The sequence below is a fragment of the Acinetobacter sp. ANC 4636 genome (assembly GCF_054454555.1).
Window position 1 is genome coordinate 12,605 of record NZ_JBTKVD010000018.1, and the last position, 23,294, is coordinate 35,898.

The 23,294-nt window shown below is 41.7% G+C and carries 16 protein-coding genes; 9 read left to right on the forward strand and 7 right to left on the reverse strand.

Going from position 1 to position 23,294, the window contains the following annotated elements:
- Nucleotides 1-219: 219 nt before the first annotated feature.
- Complete coding sequence (locus ACX1N5_RS14185) at nt 220-3,174, reverse strand: bifunctional diguanylate cyclase/phosphodiesterase (protein WP_458803127.1); 2,955 nt, start codon at nt 3,172-3,174, stop codon at nt 220-222.
- A 1,108-nt stretch (nt 3,175-4,282) separates the two neighbouring features.
- Here ACX1N5_RS14185 and ACX1N5_RS14190 point away from each other — a divergent pair.
- A complete protein-coding gene (locus tag ACX1N5_RS14190; RefSeq protein ID WP_458803129.1) occupies nt 4,283-5,530 on the forward strand; it encodes a glycosyltransferase family 87 protein in 1,248 nt (415 codons plus the stop codon).
- 284 nt (nt 5,531-5,814) lie between these two features.
- On the opposite strand, the gene ACX1N5_RS14195 is transcribed toward ACX1N5_RS14190, so the two are convergent.
- From ACX1N5_RS14195 to ACX1N5_RS14220, 6 genes are all read right to left on the reverse strand, one after another.
- Nucleotides 5,815-7,014, reverse strand: a complete 1,200-nt coding sequence (locus ACX1N5_RS14195) for an MFS transporter (protein ID WP_458803131.1) — start codon at nt 7,012-7,014, stop codon at nt 5,815-5,817.
- A gap of 208 nt (nt 7,015-7,222) precedes the next feature.
- Entirely contained in the window at nt 7,223-8,029 is an 807-nt protein-coding gene (locus tag ACX1N5_RS14200; RefSeq protein WP_458803133.1) for a thioesterase family protein, read from the reverse strand.
- 177 nt (nt 8,030-8,206) lie between these two features.
- Complete coding sequence (locus tag ACX1N5_RS14205) at nt 8,207-9,517, reverse strand: DcaP family trimeric outer membrane transporter (protein WP_458803135.1); 1,311 nt, start codon at nt 9,515-9,517, stop codon at nt 8,207-8,209.
- 234 nt (nt 9,518-9,751) lie between these two features.
- Nucleotides 9,752-10,738 (reverse strand): biotin synthase BioB, encoded by a 987-nt coding sequence (bioB, locus tag ACX1N5_RS14210; RefSeq protein ID WP_458803137.1) that lies wholly within the window; start codon nt 10,736-10,738, stop codon nt 9,752-9,754.
- A 116-nt stretch (nt 10,739-10,854) separates the two neighbouring features.
- A complete protein-coding gene (locus ACX1N5_RS14215; RefSeq protein WP_458803139.1) occupies nt 10,855-12,543 on the reverse strand; it encodes an AMP-binding protein in 1,689 nt (562 codons plus the stop codon).
- Nucleotides 12,544-12,651: 108 nt separating this feature from the next.
- Complete coding sequence (locus tag ACX1N5_RS14220; RefSeq protein ID WP_171248984.1) at nt 12,652-13,281, reverse strand: TetR/AcrR family transcriptional regulator; 630 nt, start codon at nt 13,279-13,281, stop codon at nt 12,652-12,654.
- 146 nt (nt 13,282-13,427) lie between these two features.
- Here ACX1N5_RS14220 and ACX1N5_RS14225 point away from each other — a divergent pair, with 146 nt between their 5' ends.
- The 8 genes from ACX1N5_RS14225 to ACX1N5_RS14260 all read left to right on the forward strand — a co-directional run bounded on the left by ACX1N5_RS14225 (nt 13,428) and on the right by ACX1N5_RS14260 (nt 23,130).
- On the forward strand, nt 13,428-14,600 hold the full coding sequence (locus tag ACX1N5_RS14225; protein ID WP_116730715.1) for an isovaleryl-CoA dehydrogenase: 1,173 nt from the start codon (nt 13,428-13,430) through the stop codon (nt 14,598-14,600).
- A gap of 42 nt (nt 14,601-14,642) precedes the next feature.
- The gene (locus ACX1N5_RS14230) at nt 14,643-16,244 is read left to right on the forward strand and encodes a carboxyl transferase domain-containing protein (protein WP_458803141.1); all 1,602 of its coding nucleotides are present in this window, start codon (nt 14,643-14,645) and stop codon (nt 16,242-16,244) included.
- A 10-nt stretch (nt 16,245-16,254) separates the two neighbouring features.
- Entirely contained in the window at nt 16,255-17,049 is a 795-nt protein-coding gene (locus ACX1N5_RS14235) for an enoyl-CoA hydratase/isomerase family protein (protein WP_458803143.1), read from the forward strand.
- 17 nt (nt 17,050-17,066) lie between these two features.
- Entirely contained in the window at nt 17,067-19,061 is a 1,995-nt protein-coding gene (locus ACX1N5_RS14240) for an acetyl/propionyl/methylcrotonyl-CoA carboxylase subunit alpha (RefSeq protein ID WP_458803145.1), read from the forward strand.
- Nucleotides 19,058-19,960 carry a hydroxymethylglutaryl-CoA lyase gene (locus tag ACX1N5_RS14245; protein ID WP_458803148.1) on the forward strand — a complete coding sequence of 301 codons (903 nt, stop codon included), beginning with the start codon at nt 19,058-19,060 and terminating at the stop codon, nt 19,958-19,960. Before ACX1N5_RS14240 ends, ACX1N5_RS14245 begins: the two co-directional genes overlap by 4 nt.
- A gap of 86 nt (nt 19,961-20,046) precedes the next feature.
- The gene (locus ACX1N5_RS14250; RefSeq protein WP_458803150.1) at nt 20,047-20,754 is read left to right on the forward strand and encodes a CoA transferase subunit A; all 708 of its coding nucleotides are present in this window, start codon (nt 20,047-20,049) and stop codon (nt 20,752-20,754) included.
- 2 nt (nt 20,755-20,756) lie between these two features.
- Nucleotides 20,757-21,428 (forward strand): CoA transferase subunit B, encoded by a 672-nt coding sequence (locus ACX1N5_RS14255; protein ID WP_458803152.1) that lies wholly within the window; start codon nt 20,757-20,759, stop codon nt 21,426-21,428.
- An 802-nt stretch (nt 21,429-22,230) separates the two neighbouring features.
- Entirely contained in the window at nt 22,231-23,130 is a 900-nt protein-coding gene (locus ACX1N5_RS14260) for a LysR substrate-binding domain-containing protein (protein ID WP_004749645.1), read from the forward strand.
- Nucleotides 23,131-23,294: the final 164 nt, after the last annotated feature.

A 23,294-nucleotide genomic window follows, 5' to 3' on the forward strand; every position in this document is an offset into this window, starting at 1 on the left:
CTTTCTACGGATAATATGATTTCTGCAAATTGCCAGATTCTGGAGCTAAAGATTGATATTTTGCACAAACTGCGATCACAGGAGAATCTTGAGCTATTGAAAGATATGCCATTCAAAAAGATGAAAACAAAAGCAACCAACTGAATATAAAAATATTTTTTATGGTGATTAATCTAGATTAAACGACAGTTGTTGTGTTAACAATAGATACTCAACTATTTAATCCTGAGTTCGATGAAACAATAAATATTGCTCAAGCTCATGAATTGGCATCGGTTTAGCAAACAAATAGCCTTGATAATCATAACAACCATATTTTTCTAATACATCACGTTGAGCTTCAGTTTCTACACCTTCAGCTAGCACAGAAATTCCAAAAGTTTTTGTCAAGACAATGATAATTTTGGCAATTTCAGCGTCGTTGGAATTGACCACAATATCACGTACAAAACTTTGATCAATTTTTAATTGATCAATTGGAATTCGTTTTAGATAGGCAAGAGAAGAATAGCCTGTACCAAAATCATCCAGAGAAAACATTACCCCGTAGCGTTTAAGAACCATCATTTTTTCAATAACATCTTCTATACCCATCACTAAGGCGCTTTCGGTGAGTTCCAGTTTAAGTAAATGTGCTGGAGCCTGCGTGCGTTCCAGAATTTCGATCACATCTTGGACAAATTCATCACGAGCAAACTGGCTAGCGCTTACATTCACGGCTATGCTGAGTTTGGCTGTTTTTGGATGCTTGGCCCATTCACTTAATTGCTGACACGCTGTTTCTAGCACCCACTTGCCCAGTGAAATAATAAAGCCATTTTCTTCTGCAATGGGAATAAACAGGGCAGGTGAAATGATGCCTTTGGTTGGATGTTGCCAACGTAATAAGGCTTCTACGCCAGTCATCTGTTGCCCACGATTCACTTGTGGCTGGTAATACAGCACAAGCTGATTTTTTTCGAGTGCCTGACGCAGTCCAGCATCAATTTCGGCACGTTCCTGAACCTGAGATTGAATCAGCGGATCAAAGAAACGATAAGTATTTCGACCATAGTTTTTTGCTTCAGACATTGCTATGTCTGCACGTTTAAGTGGATCCTGAACATTTTCATGCGCCTGCATCCCAAAGAGGCTAATCCCGATACTGGCAGAACTGCGATATTCTGAGTTTTCAAAGAAATATGGCTGAGCAAGTACCTGTAAAATACGTTTTGCGACCATTTCCGCTTGCTGGATGGCTTCTGATTCAGATGCACTTGTCTGATCAAGCAGTACCGCAAATTCATCGCTCCCAAGGCGGGCAATCATATGATTTGCACCAACACACTCTAACAGGCGAGCTGCCACTTCTTGTAATAAGTGATCCCCTGTTTCATGACCTTTAGTGTCGTTTAAGGCTTTAAAATTATCCAGATCAATACACAGCAGTATGCCAAGCCGCTTTTTCATTTCTGCATCTTGTATGCTCTGTTCAAGATGTTCTAAAAACAGGCGGCGATTTGGCAACTTAGTCAGAGAATCATAAAATGCCAACAGGCGTACTTTTTCTTCTGACGCTTTATAAGCAGAAATATCGGTAATCGATGCGACATAATGGGTTGTCTGACCTTTTTCATCACGGACACTGGCAATCAGGATGTACTGTGCATACATATCTCCATTTTTACGTTTATTCCAGATCTCACCCTGCCAGGATCCTGTACTACGGATATGATCCCACATGGTGACATAGAAATTTTTGTCATGCGTTCCAGATTTTAGGATGCTAGGAGTTTGTCCAATCAGTTCTTGCTGACTATAACCTGTAATTTCTGTAAGAGCCCGATTGCTACGCAAAATTTTCAGGTTTGGATCAGTGATCAGCATCCCAACTTGGGAGTCAAATGCGGCAGATGCAATACGCTGATTTTCTTCTGCTTTTTTACGTTCGGTAATATCGCGTGCAGAGCAGAAAAATACCTCGTAGTCATCAATATGCACCCGTACTAAACTGACTTCTACGGGATAGGCTTCACCTTGAGCATTATAGTAAAAAGTTTCAAAGCGGACACCTTCAGGCGTGCGAATACCATTTTTAATCAGGTCTTGAATCTCGGCTTTATTATAACAGGCATCCCAATAGCATGGCGTTTGACCAATCACTTCTTCTGGCGTATGACCAATCATTCGAAAGAATGACTCACTCGCTTCAGTAAGCCTTCCTTGTGCATCCAGAACATGAATACCATCATGTGCATTGCGCAATAATATCTGACTACGACGATTGGCAAAAAAACTCGCCTGAATTTGACGCCAAAGTAACCCAGCTGCAACCGTCGTCACCGAGAGAAAGATAAATTCTAACAACACGGCTTTGATCACGTCATTATACCATTGCGCCAGATAATCTTGTTCAGCGAGGGCAACTACGACAAAAACAGGCATACCACTTAACTTACGAAAGGTACCAATACGGGGAACTTTATCTGTGGTACGTCGCGTATAAATGGTGCCAGACTGTATACCAGAGTGAACCAGCCGAGATAGTTCCGGTGGACCACCAACAAATCCCACCTGACCATTCACGGTTTTGAGCAGCGGATTGCGTGCAATAATGCGCATATCCAGGTCTTGAACCAGCACTACACCTTTAGAGCCTACATTCAGTTTCGTAATCAGATTATTAAAGTAACTGGCTGGCAATGTGGCAGTAATAACGCCAGCAAATGTTCCATCAGGCTGATTGTAGCGTCGTACAAATAGATGAATCCAACCTTGACCATTAGGGTCTCTCATCAGTTTTGTGACAAATAACTGATCTTCATTTTGCTGTTGGGCATCTTTAAAAAAACTATAATTTGCATAATTCAGTCTAGGACTAATATTACTATGACCAAACTGGACTTGACCTTTTTCATCTGTGATATTAATTCTCGCCACATAACTGATCCAGTCTTGTTGTCTTTGAATTAAGTTATTAATTTCATTATTATTTATATGTTTTTTATCACGTAATTCTTTTTCTACATAAGCCTGTAGAGTATGCAAGGATAGATCGATTTCTCTTGAGCTGATACTGATGCTTTTTTCAAGTAGTAAGGTTAAATTTTCTACATTAGTCCGAACTTCAGCTTCTTTGCGTTCACGTGAAGTGTGCAAGGTATAAGCCAATAAAGTGATTATGAAAATATTCATGATCACTACAGTGAGAACAATAAAGACAAAAATAGATTTGTTTTTTTGCAGCATATGCTCTCTGTGAGTTAGTTAGAATTCTATTTACGCTGTAATAGTTAACAGCACCCAAAAAATTAATCTTTTGGATCAAAGGTCAGCTTTAAAATCATGCAAAATTTAAAAAAATATACATGACAATGTCATTATACATTAATAAATAATGTAATGAATTTTCAATGATTAAGCTAGTATTGTTTGATCAGACATCAATTTTAGACAATCGTCTAAGCCTTTGAGTCTATTCATTTAAAATATGTAATGATCAACAAATATAGACTACAGGCTTAGCTTTTTATTCAACCTCACAATGACTAATGCAATCGTTAAATTATTGTGAATTAATAGAATTGTAGTAATGCATGAAGTATTGACTGGACTACTCCCAGTCTCCTAAACATGAAGTCGCCTTATTTTTGAGCTGCATCAAATGCTTCTGAACTCATCTCATCAAGATGCAAATGGCGCCTGATTCGATTGTCAGATCTCCCGATATAATCAAAAACGGCTGCATGTGCCATTTTTCTCGTTTTGTAGATCCTTTTTTAAAACTGCTAAAAAGGATTCAGCAAAGGCATGACCCTCATATGAGCGATATACTGCAAAAACTATAACTCATGCTGGAAACAGGTCGGATTTTTTATGTGTGATTCTGGAATCTTTTGCCAATCGAATTTATTTTTTAATCAAAACTAACTATTTCATATGCTTTTTCAAACTTTTAGGATCGAAAAAATCTATACTTCCTGCGGATAAAATTTGGATAATTTTTAAACGTTTTTTGTACAACTCGCTGTATAGAAATTTAAGAATTTTATGGCTAGGGTAAAACTCAATTAACATACTGGTCGTTATGCGGAATAAAAAGAAGCCTAGGAACAGCCTAAGTCACTAAGCAAAAGAGGTGGTTGTGATCTACAAACCAACAATATATCACCCGTAAAAGCTATCAGAGGCGAATCAATAAAATTTGCGTAAAACTATACGAAATATTAATTAATCCTTAATTTTCATATTGGATTATACCGGAGCAAATTATTTTCTAATCTACCAACTGATGCATGAACTAATGGCAAAATTTCGAACTTATTATTATGTACTGATTACATTAATTATTTTAATCTTTGCATATTCAACAGTTTACAGAGTAGCTTGGAATGATATCCAGCGCACAGATTTTACCGTGTATACAGAAGCCGGTAAGGCGATTCTATATCAACTGGACCTTTATCATGTGCAAAATATCCGTGGCTGGCGCTATGTTTATCTGCCGCCTTTTGCTATTTGGATGGTGCCATTTAGTTTAATGCCTTTAGCTTTAGGTGCTTTTATTTGGTATGTTCTAGAAATTACAGCAATTTACTTTAGCCTTGTCTTTTCCATCCGCATGCTCGGAATTGAAACTAAAGAAAATACCCGTTTTTTGTATTTTGCCTTACCTTTATTATCCTTATGTGTTTTGCTACTGTCTGGCATTATGCGTTGTCAGGCATCTGAATTTGTTATTTTCTTTTCTATTGCAACTTTTTATTATAGCCAAAGAAATCGGGTCGTTTTATCAGCAATATCATTAGCTTTTGCCACATTGATTAAAGTTTTTCCTGCTAGTTTAATCCTGTATTTTATATTTAAGAAAAAATGGAATTATGCTTTTGCCTTTGGAGTTGCATTACTTGTTCTGGGGCTGTTATTGCCTTCTTTACAAATTGGTTTTCATACGACATTGAACGATTATATGAACTGGTTCCATGTGGTTGGTTCAAAGGCTGTTGAATCAAATGTAGACCGACAGTCAAACACTGATCTCTATCAACAGTTGCTTGATACGACCAAGTCACGAAATCAATCATTTGAAGCCCTGTTCTTGACCTTATCTGTTCCAGCAGCGTGGGTTAATTATTTTGTTGCAAGCATTGCTTTATTTTCTTTGATCTCTATGTATCGTTTTTCCATGCGTATACAAAACCAGTTAGACAAAATACGTTTGATTAGTGCTTTTCTAATTTGGTCATTACTGATTACACCTATTGCAGAAAGCCATTATTTTGGTGTACTTATTTTGCCGTTATTGACGCTGTCCTATATGATCTTGACGAGTCAATTGGATATAGTGCAACAGCGCAAACTGATTACATGGGGTGTACTTATTTGCGTTGGCTGCATGATTCTGATTAGTTTTCCTGTTACGGAGAAATTACGACCACTATGCTGGTTATCAATGGCTATGTGGTATGTATTGATCTATGGTTTTAAAAATCCAGATCCCATCGCTGAGACAAGTTTCAGCCAAGATCGTCTTTATGAAAATGAAGTATAGTTTTTAATTTTTCTACAACTCACAGAATACGTTTACACAAATTTATTTTATATAAATCAATATTTTTAAATATCACTTAAAGCCTCATCACTGATGAGGCTTTTTTATTTCATTATCAGGTTGCACACTGATGATTTGATCAATGTTTCACGCTTTATTCTATACAGGGTTGTTGTTCAACATTTCATCTAAAAACTAATTTGTCTTTTAGATTCCATCAAATTTCGTCATGTTTTTGCATCAGACATAGGAAATTTGCTTAAGCAGAATACCCTCAAATCAAGCTATGATTTCAGTATTTTCATGATTGGCTGCCAGACCAATCCTATGAGTGTGATGATACAAAAAGTTGCGCCTGCATAAAATGTAAACGATGCTCCGAGTCGATCCCACAACAGTCCAGCCAGTACGCTCGCTAGTAGCATAGCCAAGCCACTGACAAGATTGAAAAACCCATATGCTGTGCCGCGCAAGTCGGCGGGTGCAGTATCCGCAACCATTGTCGCCAGCAAACCCTGAGTCATCCCCATGTGGACACCCCAGAGGGCGACACCAGTCAGCATAACACTCCAGTGAGTATTCATTGCCAATACCAGATCGGCTGAGATTAATACAATCAATCCAAGTGCCAGCAGTACCTTATGGTTCATACGATCAGACAATTTTCCAAACGGATAAGCAGACAAAGCATAGACTAGATTCATCGCGACCATGACCAGCGGTATGAAGGCAACTGGTACACCACTTTGCTGCGCACGTAAAACCAAAAAGGCCTCGCTAAAACGAGCCAGCGTGAACACCGCCCCAATACTCACCACCCACCAATATGAACCACTTAGGCGTTTTAGGTTTTCCCGCTGAATGGGATTGGTGCGTTTAGGCACCTCTTGGTGCTCTGGCTCTCGTATACCAAATAACAGCAATGCGACCGCCATCAACCCTGGAATTACCGCGACCCAGAACACCGCACGGAAATCATTGGCCCACAGCAACATCAAGCCGGCTGCTAGCAAAGGTCCTAGAAATGCACCTACAGTATCAAGAGCCTGACGCAAACCGAACGCCGCACCACGTATTTGTGCTGGTACAATGTCGGCGATTAAGGCATCGCGCGGAGCATCGCGAACTCCCTTTCCGACACGATCCAATAGCCGAGCGGTCAACACAAGGCCAATCGTGGGTGCTACAGCAAACAGCGGTTTAGTGAGCGCGCCCAGCATGTAACCAATCACAGCCAAGCCTTTACGCTTGCCGATATAGTCACTGATGACACCCGAAAATATTTTAATGATAAGTGCGGTAGCCTCGGCCAAGCCTTCGATCAGGCCAATCGCGAGCGCACTGGCTCCTAGTGCCGTGAGCATGAATACTGGCAGTAGACTGTGGATCATTTCAGATGAAATATCCATCAGCATGCTGACAAAACCGAGTACCCACACGCCTGATGGTATTTGCTGCCTAGTGCTTTTTTGAGGTATTGTCATCGTCAAATTCATCCTGCGGCATCAATAGTCCATCACCGAATGCCGACACACAGGTTAATCTACAATAAAAACGACGGGTTAAAAGCTTAGAGGTTGTTTATTTATTAATCTACACCTAAGCGGGGCGAATTAATTTATTATTTTTATTTAGACTTAAAAAATACGGCACCGTTTGATTGCATCGAATCATACCCAAAAAAATGAATGCCTAGGCATCCATTTTTCGCAAAGTTAAAATCTGCTCACTACGACCAAAAGGGCCATGTACATCATGCAAGATACTACTGGTCAGGCCAATGCCATCATGACCGTATTGCTGTACAACTTCCAAGCCTAACCATTGACCTTGTGGCCAGCGGTACAAATGAATTTGCAAGTCCAAATTAGGAAACGCCCACTTTGCTTTAGATGTCTGATCTCGAGGTACGACACCATTGGCGGTATCAACCATCCCCATAAGACGGACAAAATCGGTTGTATTACACCCTTCAACCATATGCGTATCATTATGCAGCCAGACAATGCCCTTACCTGACCGGCGTCGTTCGTCGGCACGTGCTTCCAGAGTTTGAATAAAACCACCCGGCCAGGACTGCATGCCAGTCCATACCGGTAATTTTTCCGGATGCGCGACCTTGTCATCTTCCAATCCGGAAATCTCACTGGAATCCTGCGTCATCATGCGCCAGGCGCGCGCCACAATACAGGTTTTACCTTGGGCCTGCATGGTTGATTCAATCAATTCAATGGTTTTTCCTGGGCGCAGCAGCCGGGTTTGTATGGAAAACTCGCCAAAAGCAATCAGCCCCCAAATATCCAGACTAATTCGACCAATGCGCATGTCAGTTCTGGGCATAAACTGTTCAAGTTCAGTACACATAATCCCCGTGGCTGGTGCCATGTGCTGTTCATGGGCATTCCATGCGCCCTGACTATGAAGGGTAGAACGATAGTGTGCAGTCGTTATGCCTTGTTCATCTTGTTCGCGGCCAAGTAACTGGTAATAGGCTGGCATAAATATCCTTATTTTATTGATTGATTTTCATATAGTTCGACAAGGTCATGCAGATCAAAAATTGCCTGTGACCTTGCATTTTGACTGTTATACGATAATTCGTGGCTTGGTCATTCTTCTTGGGAATCTAACAAGCCAGCAAGTTAAATGCTTTTTAATATAACAACGCTGATTAAATTAAAAATCATAAATAATGGTCGCATTGATTCGGTTATCTAGACCATCTTTATTGTCAAAAGTCTGGCGTTGCCCATACATGTATTCAATTCCAATGTTGATTGGTTTAACAGGGTTATAAAAAGCATTAATCCAGCCTTCAATTAATTGTTTATTCTGACTATGGTCATCGTGGACTAATCCTGCAAATGAATTATTGGTATTTGCACGCATGTAACCAAGACCTATGGTTGATCTTATTTTGGGCGTAAACTGCTGGGTCAAACCAACTGTAACAGCATCAAATTCATTTGGTTTTATATCTCCATGCTTATCAAACACATAAGCATAGTTCGTCCATAATAGGTTTTTAGTATCACCAAAAATATGATTATAGTCAGCACGGAGTAATGTCGTTGGTGTTAACTGAATTTTCCCACCTAAACCAACACCCCATGCAATAAATTCATCATGGTTTCCATACGTAGTTGCTTTTTGAGTGACAAAAGCTCGTCCAGAAACGACAGAACCATTATCAAATTTATAATTTAGTCGTCCTGTCAATGAAGGAAGTTTTAGTTTTGCATTAGGGTCAGTTTGAAAATTTTGTGTTCCTGTGGTGGTGACTGTTTCAGATTTAGGATCTTCCAAGCTGGCTGCAAAATTCATGTGTGGATTAATCGCATTGGAATATTTGAGCTGCGCTATACGTGTTAAAGAACCGCCTACTGACAATGCAGCATCTACAGTTTCAGGAAAATATTCTACGGCATTAAAGTTAGACCATGTCTGGCCGATTAACCAGTGATCATAAGTGATGTAGGCATGGCGTATGCGAAATGTATCTCGAGTACCGCCTCCCAAGAAATCCATTTCTATCTTGCCACCTATATCGTGCCCCAAGCTTGTAGGTGCTTTAAAATTAAAACCCAAACGGGTGGCATTCAGCGAACTTTGAAATTTATCGGCATTGTTTGTTTCTGCAGCGGTATGTTCTAAAGGTACTGTGCTGATGTTATTAAACATTGCGCTAGGGCCTTTGACCTGATACGTGGCATCCGCACGAATATTGCCATAAAATTCAAATTCAGCACCGCCCTTGGTCGTCATATGCGTGAGATTTAAAGGAGATGCAGAAGTCGCTTTTTTTACTTTGGCTAATTCTTCTTGATCTGCTTCTTTTTGTTTTTGCATCATAACTTTCAATTCTTGAATTTCTTGCTCAAGTTTAGCAATTTGTTCTTCCGTTACCGCAGCATAAGTTGGAGAAACAAATATTAATGTTGCAAAACTCAATGCGCTTTTGAACAGAAAATTAGTTGATCCTTTCATATAAAACTCCATTTTAAGTATAAGCCACGTTGCTTATTGTTTTGATTTATTGATATTCCATTCATAAATATGTGCTAAATCAGTGATGATTGGTTTTCTGTATAAATACACAACCATATGATTTATCTAATTTATTTTTGAGTTTATGCGAATATCTAAAAATTAATTCATTGCAGAATATTTATTCAATACAATCGGTTATAAGATAAATTTTATGAAACTAGCATGTGGAACCTAAGCCATTGCATCAATACCGAGTTGAGCAATGGTTGGTCGAGTTTTTTCCACCTGCAATCCTAATTTTTTAAATAACCGCTGATCTTGTCCTGCACCTGCATTTGGCGTAGTCAGCAGTTTTTCCCCAGAAAACACTGAATTGGCACCTGCCATAAAAGCCAAGGCCTGATCCGAATCGCTTAATGATTCACGTCCTGCAGAGAGGCGGATGTAACTGTTTGGCATGAGAATACGTGCCACGGCAATGGTTCGTATCCATTCTGTCACATCGAGTCGCTCTAGCTCTGCCAAGGGAGTACCTGCAATTGGAACTAGCATGTTGATCGGGACAGATTCGGGATGAATGGGCAAAGTCGAGAGTTCATGCAACAGACCGATACGATCCTGCTGGTTTTCCCCTAGCCCAACAATGCCGCCACTACAAACTTTCAGACCTGCCTGACGTACATGATCAAGAGTATTTAAACGGTCATCAAAACTGCGGGTGCTAATGATATGAGAATAATATTCACGAGAGGTATCTAGATTATGGTTGTAATAATCCAGCCCAGCATCTTTGAGGCGTTCTGCCTGCGACGCATTCAGCATGCCTAGGGTCATACAGGTTTCCAGTCCCAAGGCTTTGACCTCTTTGACCATTTCGAGTACATACGGCATGTCACGTTCATGTGGATTTCGCCAGGCTGCCCCCATACAGAAACGTGAAGAACCAGAAGCTTTGGCGATCTGCGCTTCCTGAACGACTTTTTCTACCGCAATACGCTTCTCAGCTTCCAGCTGAGAATCATAATGAGCCGATTGTGAGCAGTACTTGCAGTCTTCTGGGCATTTTCCAGTTTTGATCGAGAGTAAAGTGCTCACCTGTATCTGGTTAGGCTGAAAATGTGCACGATGCACTTGTTGCGCCTGAAAAAGCAGATCTAAAAAGGGTTGTTCATATAAGTGCTGGATTTCTTCACGTGTCCAGTCATTCCTTGATTGCATACTTTTTCCCTGAATATTGATAACTTATTATTAAAATTGGCAATTCCCCCTTTATTCCGTAGCATGTACTACAGAAATAAAGGGATTAGATTGGCTCAAAAGAGCTAAAGGATGAATTAAGCCACTTCTTCCAGATGTAATTCCTTACGCATCAATTCGCGTAATTTAAATTTTTGTGTCTTACCAGAAGTGGTCATTGGAAACTCGGTGAAGAACCGTACATAACGCGGCACCTTGTTATGCGAGATATGTTCTGCACAATAACGACGAATACATTCTTCCGTCGTGGTGTGATGACCATGTAAAATAATGCAGGCGCATAGTTCTTCACCATATTTGGCATCTGGTACACCAATCACCTGTACGTCAGAGACATCCGGATGGGTATAGAGGAAGTCTTCAATTTCTTTCGGGAACAGGTTTTCACCGCCACGAATCACAATATCCTTGATACGGCCTTTGATTTTGACAAAACCCTGATCATCCATTTCGGCAATATCACCCGTATGCATCCATTTGGCAACATCAACGACTTCTTTGGTTTTATCTTCATCTTCCCAGTAACCGAGCATCACGGAATAACCTCGTACACAAAGCTCACCGAGTGAACCGCGCGGAACCACTTTGCCCTGCTCATCCACAATCTTGATTTCCAGATGTGGATGCACACGCCCTACCGTACCGACTCGACATTCAATTGAATCATCAATATGCGTCTGGGCACTTACCGGTGCTGTTTCTGTCATACCATAGCAGATGGTGATTTCCGACATATGCATGCGTTCTATCACGCGCTGCATGATTTCACGCGGGCATGGGCTTCCTGCCATAATACCGGTACGCAAGCTGGATAGATCGAAATCTTCAAAGCTGTCCTGTTCTAGCATGGCAATAAACATGGTTGGCACACCATAGGCTGCCGTGCATTTTTCATTCTGAATCGTTTTGAGGGTGTCAATCGGGTTAAATACAGCCGCCGGATACACCATAGTTGAACCATGTGTTAGACAGGCCAAGTTACCCATCACCATGCCAAAACAATGGAATAACGGTACAGAAATGCACACACGATCTTGCGGAGTCAGATGAATCGCTTCACCGACAAAATAACCATTATTTAAAATGTTATTGTGGGTCAGCATGGTGCCTTTGGGATTGCCTGTCGTGCCGGAAGTAAACTGGATGTTGATCGTTTCATCAAATTGCAGTTCATTGGAAATGCTGACCAGCTCATCGAGCTGCTTCTGACTTGGGGTAACCAACAGGTCGTCAAAGCGGTGGATACCTGGATGTTCTTGCTGATCAATTTTAATGACATGTTTAAGATAAGGTAGACACTCTGAGAATAGGACTTTATTGACAGCGTGCGGTAATTCAGGAGCAATATGGGTAAGAATAGCCTGATAATTCGTGGTTTTAAATTGCGAACCAATAACCAGTCCTTTGCAAGAGACCTTATTCAATACATATTCCAACTCATTACTTTTATAAGCTGGATTGAGATTGACCAAGATAATGCCTGCTTTAAAAGCCGCAAACTGTGTAATCGTCCATTCCACACAATTTGGCGACCAAATCGCCAAACGATCCCCTTTCATTAGTCCTAATTTGAGCAAACTACAAGCAAAGGCGTTCACCTGTGCTTGTAATTCCTGATAAGTTAAACGCTTATTCTGATACACACTAATCACTGCATCATTATGGGCATATTGCTGACAAGCTTGATCAAACTTCTCACCAATTGTCATGCCCAATAATGGCTGACTACTCGCACCATAGGCGTAACTTAACTTTGACTGTGTCATTGAATCCATCTCCTTGATTCTTTGTAATTCTGATTTTTACTGCACACTTTAATTTTGTTGTTGTGACTATTTCCAAACTGTCATCTATTTGTTTTTGTGATGATTAAATTAAATTTCCTCCTTTACGCTGACTGCATTGACACAAAAATCGGCGATCTGTTTGACAAAATAATCACGGTAAGACTGATCAAACATCACATTCCGAGATGGATTTAAAGGTTCAATTACAACAAAGGTCATGGTTCCCACGACACATAAGGCTGCTGTATTCAAATCTTCAAATCCAAACTCACCGGTCACTTTCCCTTCGGCAAGAATCTCTTTCATGCTCTGCTTAATAAATTGTTTACTGCGAAAACGCTCATGTTCAATCGCAGGATCAGCCGGTTCGAACATGAGTGAATACGCCAGTTGAGGGCTATTCAATGCACGTTTTACAAATGCCGTTACTGCCTTGTGCAGTTTATCTTTCGGTGTAAGCGGACCCGCTGCAATGGCATCTAAAATCTGTACCTCTTGCTTAATCGCTTCCGATAACACTTCAACGAGGATCTGCCCTTTATTTTCAAAGTAACGGTAGACCAACCCACTGGAAACACCGGCACGTTCGGCAATCGCGTGGATCTGTGCATCTTTCAATCCTCCCTGTGCAATCAATTCACGAGCGGATTGCAAAATCGCTTTACGATTTTGTTCCATTCGGTCCTGCATCAATGAAGATCTCTTGTAACCACTCATAGGCTTATTCTCAACCAGATAAAATGAATTGTAAATCATTTTGTGAATATTGATTCACTTTTTTAAAAAAAGATTGTATTGTAAAAATCAAGCACAGCAAAAATGCTTATGGAACAACAAATATAACCTCCAGGATGAATGAAGAAATGAATCTTAAAAGCTTAAATTTTGGTCTCGATGAAACGTTAATCGCACTTCGTGATTCGGTTTCCGCTTTCTGCGCAAAGGAAATTGCACCCATCGCCCGCCAAGTTGACCATGACAACCACTTCCCTGCCCATCTCTGGAAAAAGTTTGGCGATATGGGCCTACTCGGCATGACCGTGGGTGAAGAATATGGCGGTACCAATCTTGGATATTTGGCCCATATTATTGTAATGCAAGAGATTTCTCGTGCATCAGCAGCAATTGGCTTATCTTACGGTGCACATTCTAACCTATGTGTGAATCAAATTAATCGAAATGGTAATGAAGAACAAAAACAGCGTTTCCTACCAAAACTGGTTTCTGGTGAATATGTAGGCGCTTTAGCAATGTCTGAACCGAATGCTGGTTCGGATGTCGTCAGCATGAAACTACGTGCAGAACAAAAAGGCGATAAATTTATCCTGAACGGTTCAAAAATGTGGATCACCAATGGCGGTGATGCAGACGTCTTGGTGGTATATGCCAAAACCGACATCAATGCAGGTTCGAAAGGTATTACAGCTTTCCTGATTGAAAAAGATATGCCTGGCTTTAGCCATGGTTCACATCTCGACAAGCTCGGGATGCGTGGTTCGAACACCTATCCACTGTTCTTCGATAATGTTGAAGTCCCAATGGAAAATGTCCTTGGCGGCATCGGCAATGGCGTCAAAGTCCTGATGAGTGGTCTGGATTATGAACGTGCTGTATTAAGTGCTGGTCCACTCGGCATTATGGATGCCTGTATGGATGAAGTCATTCCTTACATTCACGACCGCAAACAGTTTGGACAAGCCCTTGGTGAATTCCAGTTGATGCAAGGCAAGATTGCCGACATGTATTCAACCTGGTTGGCATGTAAAGCCTTGGTTTATGCAGTGGGTGCAGCCTGTGATCAGTTGGATCATGACCGTGGTCTGCGTAAAGATGCCGCCAGTGCCATTTTATATGCAGCAGAAAAAGCCACATGGATGGCTGGTGAAGCAATCCAGACCCTGGGCGGTAATGGTTATATCAATGAATACAATACTGGACGTCTATGGCGTGATGCCAAACTCTATGAAATTGGTGCGGGAACTTCTGAAATTCGTCGTATGTTGATTGGTCGTGAAATTTTTAATGAAACGGCATAACTCGAATCAACCCGAAAAATAAAATAGCAAGGAAGTTTCTCTATGAATCAATTAAAAAGCAAAATAAATATTCGAAGTGAAGACTTTAAAATTAACCAGCAAGCCATGCAAACACTGGTAGATGATCTCAATAATGTGACACAGCACATTGCTCTGGGTGGAGGCGAGGTCGCCCGCGAAAAACATCTGGCGCGCGGTAAATTATTACCACGAGAGCGAATTGATCACCTGATCGATCCAGGAACAGCTTTTCTCGAAATTGGTCAATTAGCTGCCTATAAAGTCTATCAGGATGATATTCCCGCAGCAGGTGTAATCGCAGGTGTCGGACTCATACATGGGGTGACGTGTATGATCATTGCCAACGACGCTACAGTCAAAGGCGGAACCTACTACCCACTCACAGTAAAAAAGCATTTACGTGCACAAGAAATTGCGGAACAGAACCATCTACCCTGTATTTATCTAGTCGATTCGGGTGGTGCTTACCTTCCACTTCAGGATGAAGTGTTCCCGGATCGCGATCACTTTGGTCGTATTTTCTACAATCAAGCCCGTATGTCGAGCCAAGGCATCGCTCAGATCGCTGTCGTGATGGGAAGTTGTACCGCTGGCGGTGCTTATGTTCCAGCCATGTCCGATGAAACCATTATTGTACGTAATCAAGGTACAATTTTCCTCGGTGGCCCACCTTTGGTAAAAGCGGCAACAGGTGAAGTCGTCAGCAGCGAAGATTTAGGCGGGGGGGATGTACATACCCGATTGTCTGGTGTGGCGGACTATCTGGCAGAAAATGATCGGCATGCGATTGCACTTGCCCGTAATGTCGTGGCCAATCTCAATAAAAAACCTCAAAAACTAGACGAAAATATTGAAGCTCCTTTATTTGATGCCAAAGAACTCTATGGTGTGATACCTAGTGATGCACGTAAACCGTTTGATGTTCGGGAAGTCATTGCACGAATTGTTGATGGTTCACGTTTTGATGAGTTTAAAGCTCGTTTTGGCTCGACCCTAGTGACTGGCTTTGCCTCACTGTACGGTATGCCAGTTGGGATTATTGCTAATAACGGGATTCTATTTGCAGAATCGGCACAAAAAGGTGCGCACTTTATTGAACTGTGTACCCAGCGCAATATTCCACTGTTATTCATTCAGAATATCACTGGTTTTATGGTGGGACGCCAGTACGAAAATGATGGTATTGCCAAGCATGGTGCCAAACTGGTGATGGCGGTCGCTAATGCGAATGTGCCTAAGCTCACGCTAATTATTGGCGGTTCTTTTGGTGCAGGTAACTATGGGATGTGTGGTCGTGCGTATTCACCACGTTTCTTATGGACTTGGCCAAACTCACGTATTTCTGTGATGGGCGGAGAACAAGCCGCGAGCGTACTTTCAACATTAAAACGCGATCAAATTGAACAGCGCGGTGAAACTTGGTCAGCAGAACAAGAAGATCAGTTTAAACAACCGTTCCGTGATCAATTTGAGAAGCAAGGCCATCCTTATTATGCCTCTGCCCGCCTGTGGGATGATGGTGTAATTGATCCGATACAAACCCGCCATGTGCTTGGTTTAAGTCTGGCTGCAGCCTTGAATGCACCCATCCAGCCAACTAAATTCGGCGTGTTCCGTATGTAAGAGGTGCAATATGAGCTATCAATTTTTACAACTCGAACACCGCGACCAAGTGGCTTATATCTGGTTAAACCGCCCAGAACTACATAATGCGTTTAACACTCAGGTGATCGAAGAATTACATCACTGTTTTACCCAGCTAAATGACCGTGATGATGTACGCGTGGTCATTCTGGCGGGACGTGGTAAAAGTTTCTCTGCGGGAGCTGATTTGAACTGGATGAAACATGTCGGACAAGCATCTCAGGCAGAAAATGAAGCAGATGCCTTGAAACTGGCAACGATGTTACATAGTTTGGCCACTTTAAAACAGCCAACGATTGCCCGAGTGCATGGAATAGCCTTTGGTGGAGGTATGGGGCTGGCATCAGCCTGTGATATTTGTATCGCCAGCACAGATGCTAAATTTGCAACTTCCGAGGTGCGTTTAGGTTTAGCACCTTCAACCATTAGCCCATATGTAATTCGTGCCATTGGCGTTCGTCAGGCATCACGTTATTTCCTGACAGCAGAACGGATTTCAGCAGAGCAAGCGCTCAATATTGGTTTGGCACATGAAATCACAACAGCAGATGAACTAGATCACAAAGTTGATGAAATCGTACAAGCTTTGCTGTTGGGTGGTCCAGAGGCCCAAGCCGCATCGAAACAGCTGATTCAACTGGTCGATCAAAAAGAATTAACGCAGCAACTTCTTTTACAGACTGCACAACATATTGCTCATGTTCGCCAAGGATCTGAGGCGAAAGATGGTTTAAATGCCTTTTTGAATAAGCAAAGCCCGACGTGGATTACTCCATCAGCATAAAAATAAGGAATAAGGATATGTTTGAGAAAATTTTAATTGCTAACCGTGGTGAAATTGCCTGCCGTGTGATCCGTACCGCGAAAAAACTCGGGATCGCCACAGTGGCTGTGTATTCTGATGCCGATGCACAATCGCAACATGTCAAATTAGCTGATGAAGCTGTACATATTGGGCAGGCTCCTGCAACACAAAGTTATTTACAGATCAATCGAATCATTCAGGCGGCACTGGATACCGGTGCACAGGCCATCCATCCAGGATATGGTTTTTTGTCCGAAAATGACCAGTTTGCCCTTGCTTGCCAGAAAAATAATATCGTGTTTATTGGCCCGCCAGTGGATGCAATTTTGGCAATGGGCTTGAAAGCAACCTCGAAAGCGCTGATGGAAAAAGCTGGTGTACCTTTAACTCCTGGCTACCATGGAAATAATCAGGATGCTGCTTTTCTGAAAGCACAGGCTGACCAGATCGGTTATCCAGTCCTGATCAAAGCCAGTGCTGGCGGCGGTGGTAAAGGCATGCGTCTTGTAGACCGTGCTGAAGATTTTTTGAGCCACCTTTCCTCGTGTAAAAGTGAAGCCAAATCCAGCTTTGGTAATGATGATGTATTAATTGAACGCTATGTGTTACAGCCACGTCATATTGAAGTGCAAGTATTTGGTGATACTCATGGCAACTATGTGCATTTGTTTGAACGTGATTGTTCAGTACAGCGCCGCCACCAGAAAGTGCTGGAAGAAGCCCCTGCACCACAAATGCCATCCAATAAACTGGCCACTATGCGTCAGGCTGCAATTGATGCGGCACGTGCCGTAAATTATGTTGGTGCTGGTACAGTCGAGTTTATTGTAGAGCAAGATGGTACAGCGTATTTTATGGAAATGAATACGCGTTTGCAGGTTGAACATCCAGTCACAGAAATGATCACGGGTGAAGATTTGGTAGAGTGGCAACTGCGCGTTGCCTTTGGAGAACCTTTGCCTAAACAGCAACATGAATTACAGATTCATGGTCATGCCATTGAGGCGCGTGTTTATGCGGAGGAACCAGGAAAGGGGTTCTTGCCTGCTATAGGTAAAATCAGCTATCTACACTATCCGGAACAAAATGCAGCGATTCGTGTTGATAGCGGAATTGTTGAAGGTGATGAAATCACGACCTATTATGACCCGATGATTGCCAAATTAATCGTTTGGGGCAAAAATCGTGAGGCTGCACTGATACAGATGCACCATGCCTTAAGTCAGTTTCATGTAGACGGCTTGGGCAACAACATTGCTTTCCTCGACCGTTTAGTACTCAGTAACTCTTTCAAACAAGCAAAACTAGACACGAACCTTATCCAGCGCGAGCATAATTTCCTATTCAATATAGCGCTAAAGATTGATGCCAAACTTGTGATCTTTGCTGCATTTATTGAACTGTTGACACTGTTTAAGAAAAATACACAAACTGTTGCAGCAGTCTGGCAGGCACAGCCACTTTGGCGCTTAAACGTCAGTAGTCAGTATCATATCGAATTGAAATATGGTCCTGAGACAATCAAAGTACAGTTCACTGTAGAAGAAGAAGGTTTTACTGCCCAGTACCTGCAACAATCCTACCGAATTTCGGGTAAATTGCTGGATCAAAATACCGTACATGTACATCTGGATAACCAACAACAAAAATTGGCTTTTAGTCAGCAAGATCAACACCTCACCCTGTTTAAATCAGGTCAAAGTTATAAGTTTGAATATATCAATCCAGATTATGCTCAAGAAGATAGTGGCACAGATGATAGTAACCTGAAAGCCCCTATGCCGGGCGTGATTACCCAAGTGTTATTTACAGCAAATGATGAGGTGAAAAAAGACGAAGTGTTAATGACACTGGAGGCAATGAAAATGGAATACTCTATTCGAGCACCAAGTGACGGCATTATCACCTCTGCTTACTTCCAAGTGGGAGACCAAGTCAAAGCTGGAGATGAACTTTTGGAATTCCAGCCTTTTGAGGAGGCTGTAGCATGAGTGAATTTGTCAAAATTGTCGAAGTCGGGCCACGCGATGGCCTGCAAAATGAAAAACAGCCTTTAACGATTGGCCAACGCTGTGACTTAATTCTTGATTTGATGAAAACTGGTCTGCGTTCAATTGAAGTGGGTTCTTGTGTTTCTGCCAAATGGGTACCCCAGATGGCGTACAGTGATGAACTATACGCCATGTTACCCCAAAATACGGATATCAGCTTTAGTCTGCTCACGCCGAATATCAAGGGATTTGAAGCAGCAAAAGCGGTTAATTGTCAGGAAGTTGCTGTGTTTACCGCAGCATCAGAAAGCTTTACCCACAAAAACATCAACTGCTCGATTGCTGAAAGTTTTGACAAGTTTGCCGATATTTTTCAGGCTGCCAAAAGCAGTAATATCCGAGTGCGTGGCTACGTCTCTTGTATTGTTGACTGTCCTTATGAGGGCGCGATTGATCCTCGTCAGGTTGCACAGGTGGTGAAAAAACTCTATGAGATGGGCTGCTATGAAGTCTCTCTCGGAGATACCATTGGCACAGCAACCCCAGATCGGGTAAAAAAAGTTTGGCAGGCTTGTCTGGCGGAGCTTGATGCTTCGGTGCTGGCTGGACATTTTCATAATACCTATGGCATGGCCATCGCCAACATTTATGAATCCTTACAGCATGGTATCAGGGTGTTTGATTCCTCGATTGCAGGATTGGGAGGCTGTCCTTATGCCAAAGGAGCATCAGGCAATGTTTCTACCGAGGACTTATATTACCTGCTCTCACATATGGGATTTGAAACTGGACTGAATCTGGACGCCCTGATGCAAGCTAGCCAGAATATTAGTCAGGTGCTACAGCGAGACAATCCATCCCATTATGCCAATGCTTACTGGCAAACTCGCTGCGCTTAAACAATACGGTTTCGTACTCATAGCCGTTATTGATGAGGAAATGCTCAGCACAATGCTGGAACAATAAAATAAGTAGAGAAAACAATATGTCAAATAAAGTATTTCAAAGTGCAGCGGATGCACTCCAAGACATCGTAAATGATGGTCAAACATTTGCCGTGGGTGGTTTTGGCTTATGCGGGATTCCAGAAGCCTTGATTGCTGCCTTAAAAGAAACTGGTGCCAAAGAACTCACCTGTATTTCCAACAATGCTGGTGTCGATGGCTTTGGTTTAGGGCTTTTACTGGAAACCAAACAGATTAAAAAAATGATTTCGTCGTATGTCGGTGAGAATAAAGAGTTTGAACGCCAGTATTTAAGTGGTGAACTTGAGGTTGAACTGACTCCGCAAGGCACACTGGCAGAAAAGCTGCGTGCTGGCGGTGCAGGTATCCCGGCTTTCTTTACTCAGACTGGTGTGGGCACTTTAATTGCAGAAGGTAAAGAAGTGCGTGAATTTGACGGCAAAGAATATATTCTAGAACATTCTTTAACCGCAGATGTGGCTCTTGTCAAAGCTTATAAAGCAGATAAAGCCGGTAATCTGGTATTCCGTAAAACCGCACGTAATTTTAACCCGATGTGTGCCATGGCTGGGAAAGTGACTGTGGCAGAAGTCGAGCAACTGGTCGAAATTGGAGAATTGGATCCAGATGAAATCCATTTGCCGGGCATTTATGTCAATCGCATTATCGTGAATGCAAATCCTGAAAAACGCATCGAACAAATGACTTTAAAAGCGGAGGTTGTGTAATTATGTCTTGGACTCGTAATGAAATGGCACAACGTGCCGCACAAGAACTACAAGATGGATTCTACGTCAATTTGGGGATTGGCCTACCCACTCTGGCCGCTAACTATATTCCTGCCAACATTAATGTCTGGTTACAGTCAGAAAATGGTTTACTCGGCATCGGCGAGTTTCCTACTGCTGAAACAGTAGATGCCGACTTGATCAATGCGGGTAAACAGATTGTTACTGCGAGTCCGGGTGCTTCATTTTTCTCCAGTGCAGAATCGTTTGCCATGATCCGTGGTGGGCATGTCAATATCGCCATTCTGGGTGCAATGGAAGTCTCTGAAACTGGTGATCTGGCGAACTGGATGATTCCGGGTAAAAAGGTTAAAGGTATGGGGGGCGCGATGGATCTGGTGGCTGGCGTCCAGAAAGTCGTCGTTTTGATGGAGCACTGCGCCAAGGATGGTACGCCAAAGATCGTCAAGCAATGTAGCCTGCCTCTCACTGGTAAATCTGTGGTGAGCCGAATTATTACCGATCTTGGTGTAATGGATATTACTGCTCAAGGTGTTGAGTTGATCGAACTTGCGGATGGTGTGAGTTTTGAACAGATTCAACAAGTTACTGGTGTGCCATTAATTAATAAATGTCAGGCCCATCATCTGCATGCACAAGCGGTCTGTGTTTAAGTACCGTCTACAAAAAATAACTGAAAGTTGCCGCAAGTCTTGCCTAACCACATGCCTTGCGGCCCAAAATAAATCGTGGTTTGAAGACCCAAAAGATGCAGTAAGTTAGCTCAATTGACCAAAATAAAAATAATCCAATATATTGAATAAATTAATAAAAACAGCAAGTTAAATTCAAAAATAAATGTCTAAAAAATCAAAAATAGCTGGTTTCCAACACGATCAAGGTATGTAAGTCGCTGTTTCAGCATCCCTGCATAGATTAGTTTTTAAGGAAAAAATATAGTTTTGAACGTAATTAGTAAACAAAAGCTTAGTGCTTATAACGTTACATGCCGTGTCCTTTATAAATGCCAGAATATCGTCAATGCTTGCACCTTGTCTAAAAATTCGGCTTAGGCATTCTTGATTTGTTATTGATTATGTTATCTGGTTCCGAATAGAGCACGATCCAACGATTGAATCCAAATGGATGATCTAAATGAAAAAAGCCCAGACATCCTGCCTGAGCTTTTTCCGTATTTACGTTTAGGGTCAACTCCTGTCATCCCTCACGTTCCTGATGCGAGAACTTATTATTTTTGTTTGATGTTCCGGAACATCCTGTTCCTCAATGAGTTCAGAATAAGAAATTTGACCCAGCTTGAATATGGGACATTATCCTCTATGCTTGTAAGATATAACTTACAGTACTAAAAAAGGCATGTAATAATATAAATATTCGATACAATCATCCTCCCAAATGAATGTATTTCGAAATTTTCAGTTAAGAAAAGCATATTGTGATTATGGAATAATTGACATGTTTAAGCTAGACAGCAAACTTCTTGAGATTTTTTATTATATTTACAAATATAAGAACGTTTCTGCGGCGGCTGAAACATTGGGGCTGAGTCAGCCGGCAGTGAGCAACTGTCTTAATAAAATTAGAACACATTTTAATGACCCACTATTTTTGCGCGTGGGCAATGAAATGGTACCAACCGAGTTGGCTAAGCAATTATTTTCTCCAATCAGTGAAATTATTGGCAAGATTGAAAGTGTGAATAATTTTAAAGTTGATTTTACTCCGAATCAGTCTGATCAGTTATTTAGTATTGCCATGACCGATGTGTCACATCTAGTGTTGTTGCCAAAACTCGCCAAATACTTAAAACAATATGCTCCCTCTATTCGATTAAAAGTTCGCCCAATCAGCCGTGAAACCAGCTACCAGATGGCGAATGGTGAAATTGATTTAGCGATTGGCTTTTTACCAGAGTTTGATCAAGGCTTTTATCAGCAACAATTATTTTCCCAATATTATGTGGTGATTAGCCGCAAGGATCATCCACGAATTCAATCTGACCATCTCGATATTGAAACCTATATTCGGGAATCGCATGTCGATGTAGATACTAGTATTGGTCATTATCACATTGAAAATGAATTAATCAGCCGAGGTCTAAAGCGTAATATTTTAATGACCTTGCCAAGTTATCTGGGTGTTGGGCTGGTGGTACAGGAAACTGATGCTATTGCCACGATTCCTTATTATCTCAGTGAAGTTTTACTCTCGCGGGGTAATCTGAAAATATTACAAGCACCCTTAGACTTCCCGACTTATCCTGTACGGCAATATTGGCATACCTCTTGTCATCATCAGAGCAGTAACCAGTGGTTAAGAAAAGTCATATTTGATTTATTCAGCGCACTTCCTTAGCCAGAAACTCATGTTATTGAAAGATGTGGTGAGCTCGCAGAGAAATGCGGGCATTTTTTCGTGCAAATTCATAGAAAGCAGTGAACTGCTTTCAGTAATTTAGAGATGCTAAATGGACTGCCACCACTCTCCTAGACAAATATCGTCTATTCTTGGACTGCTCC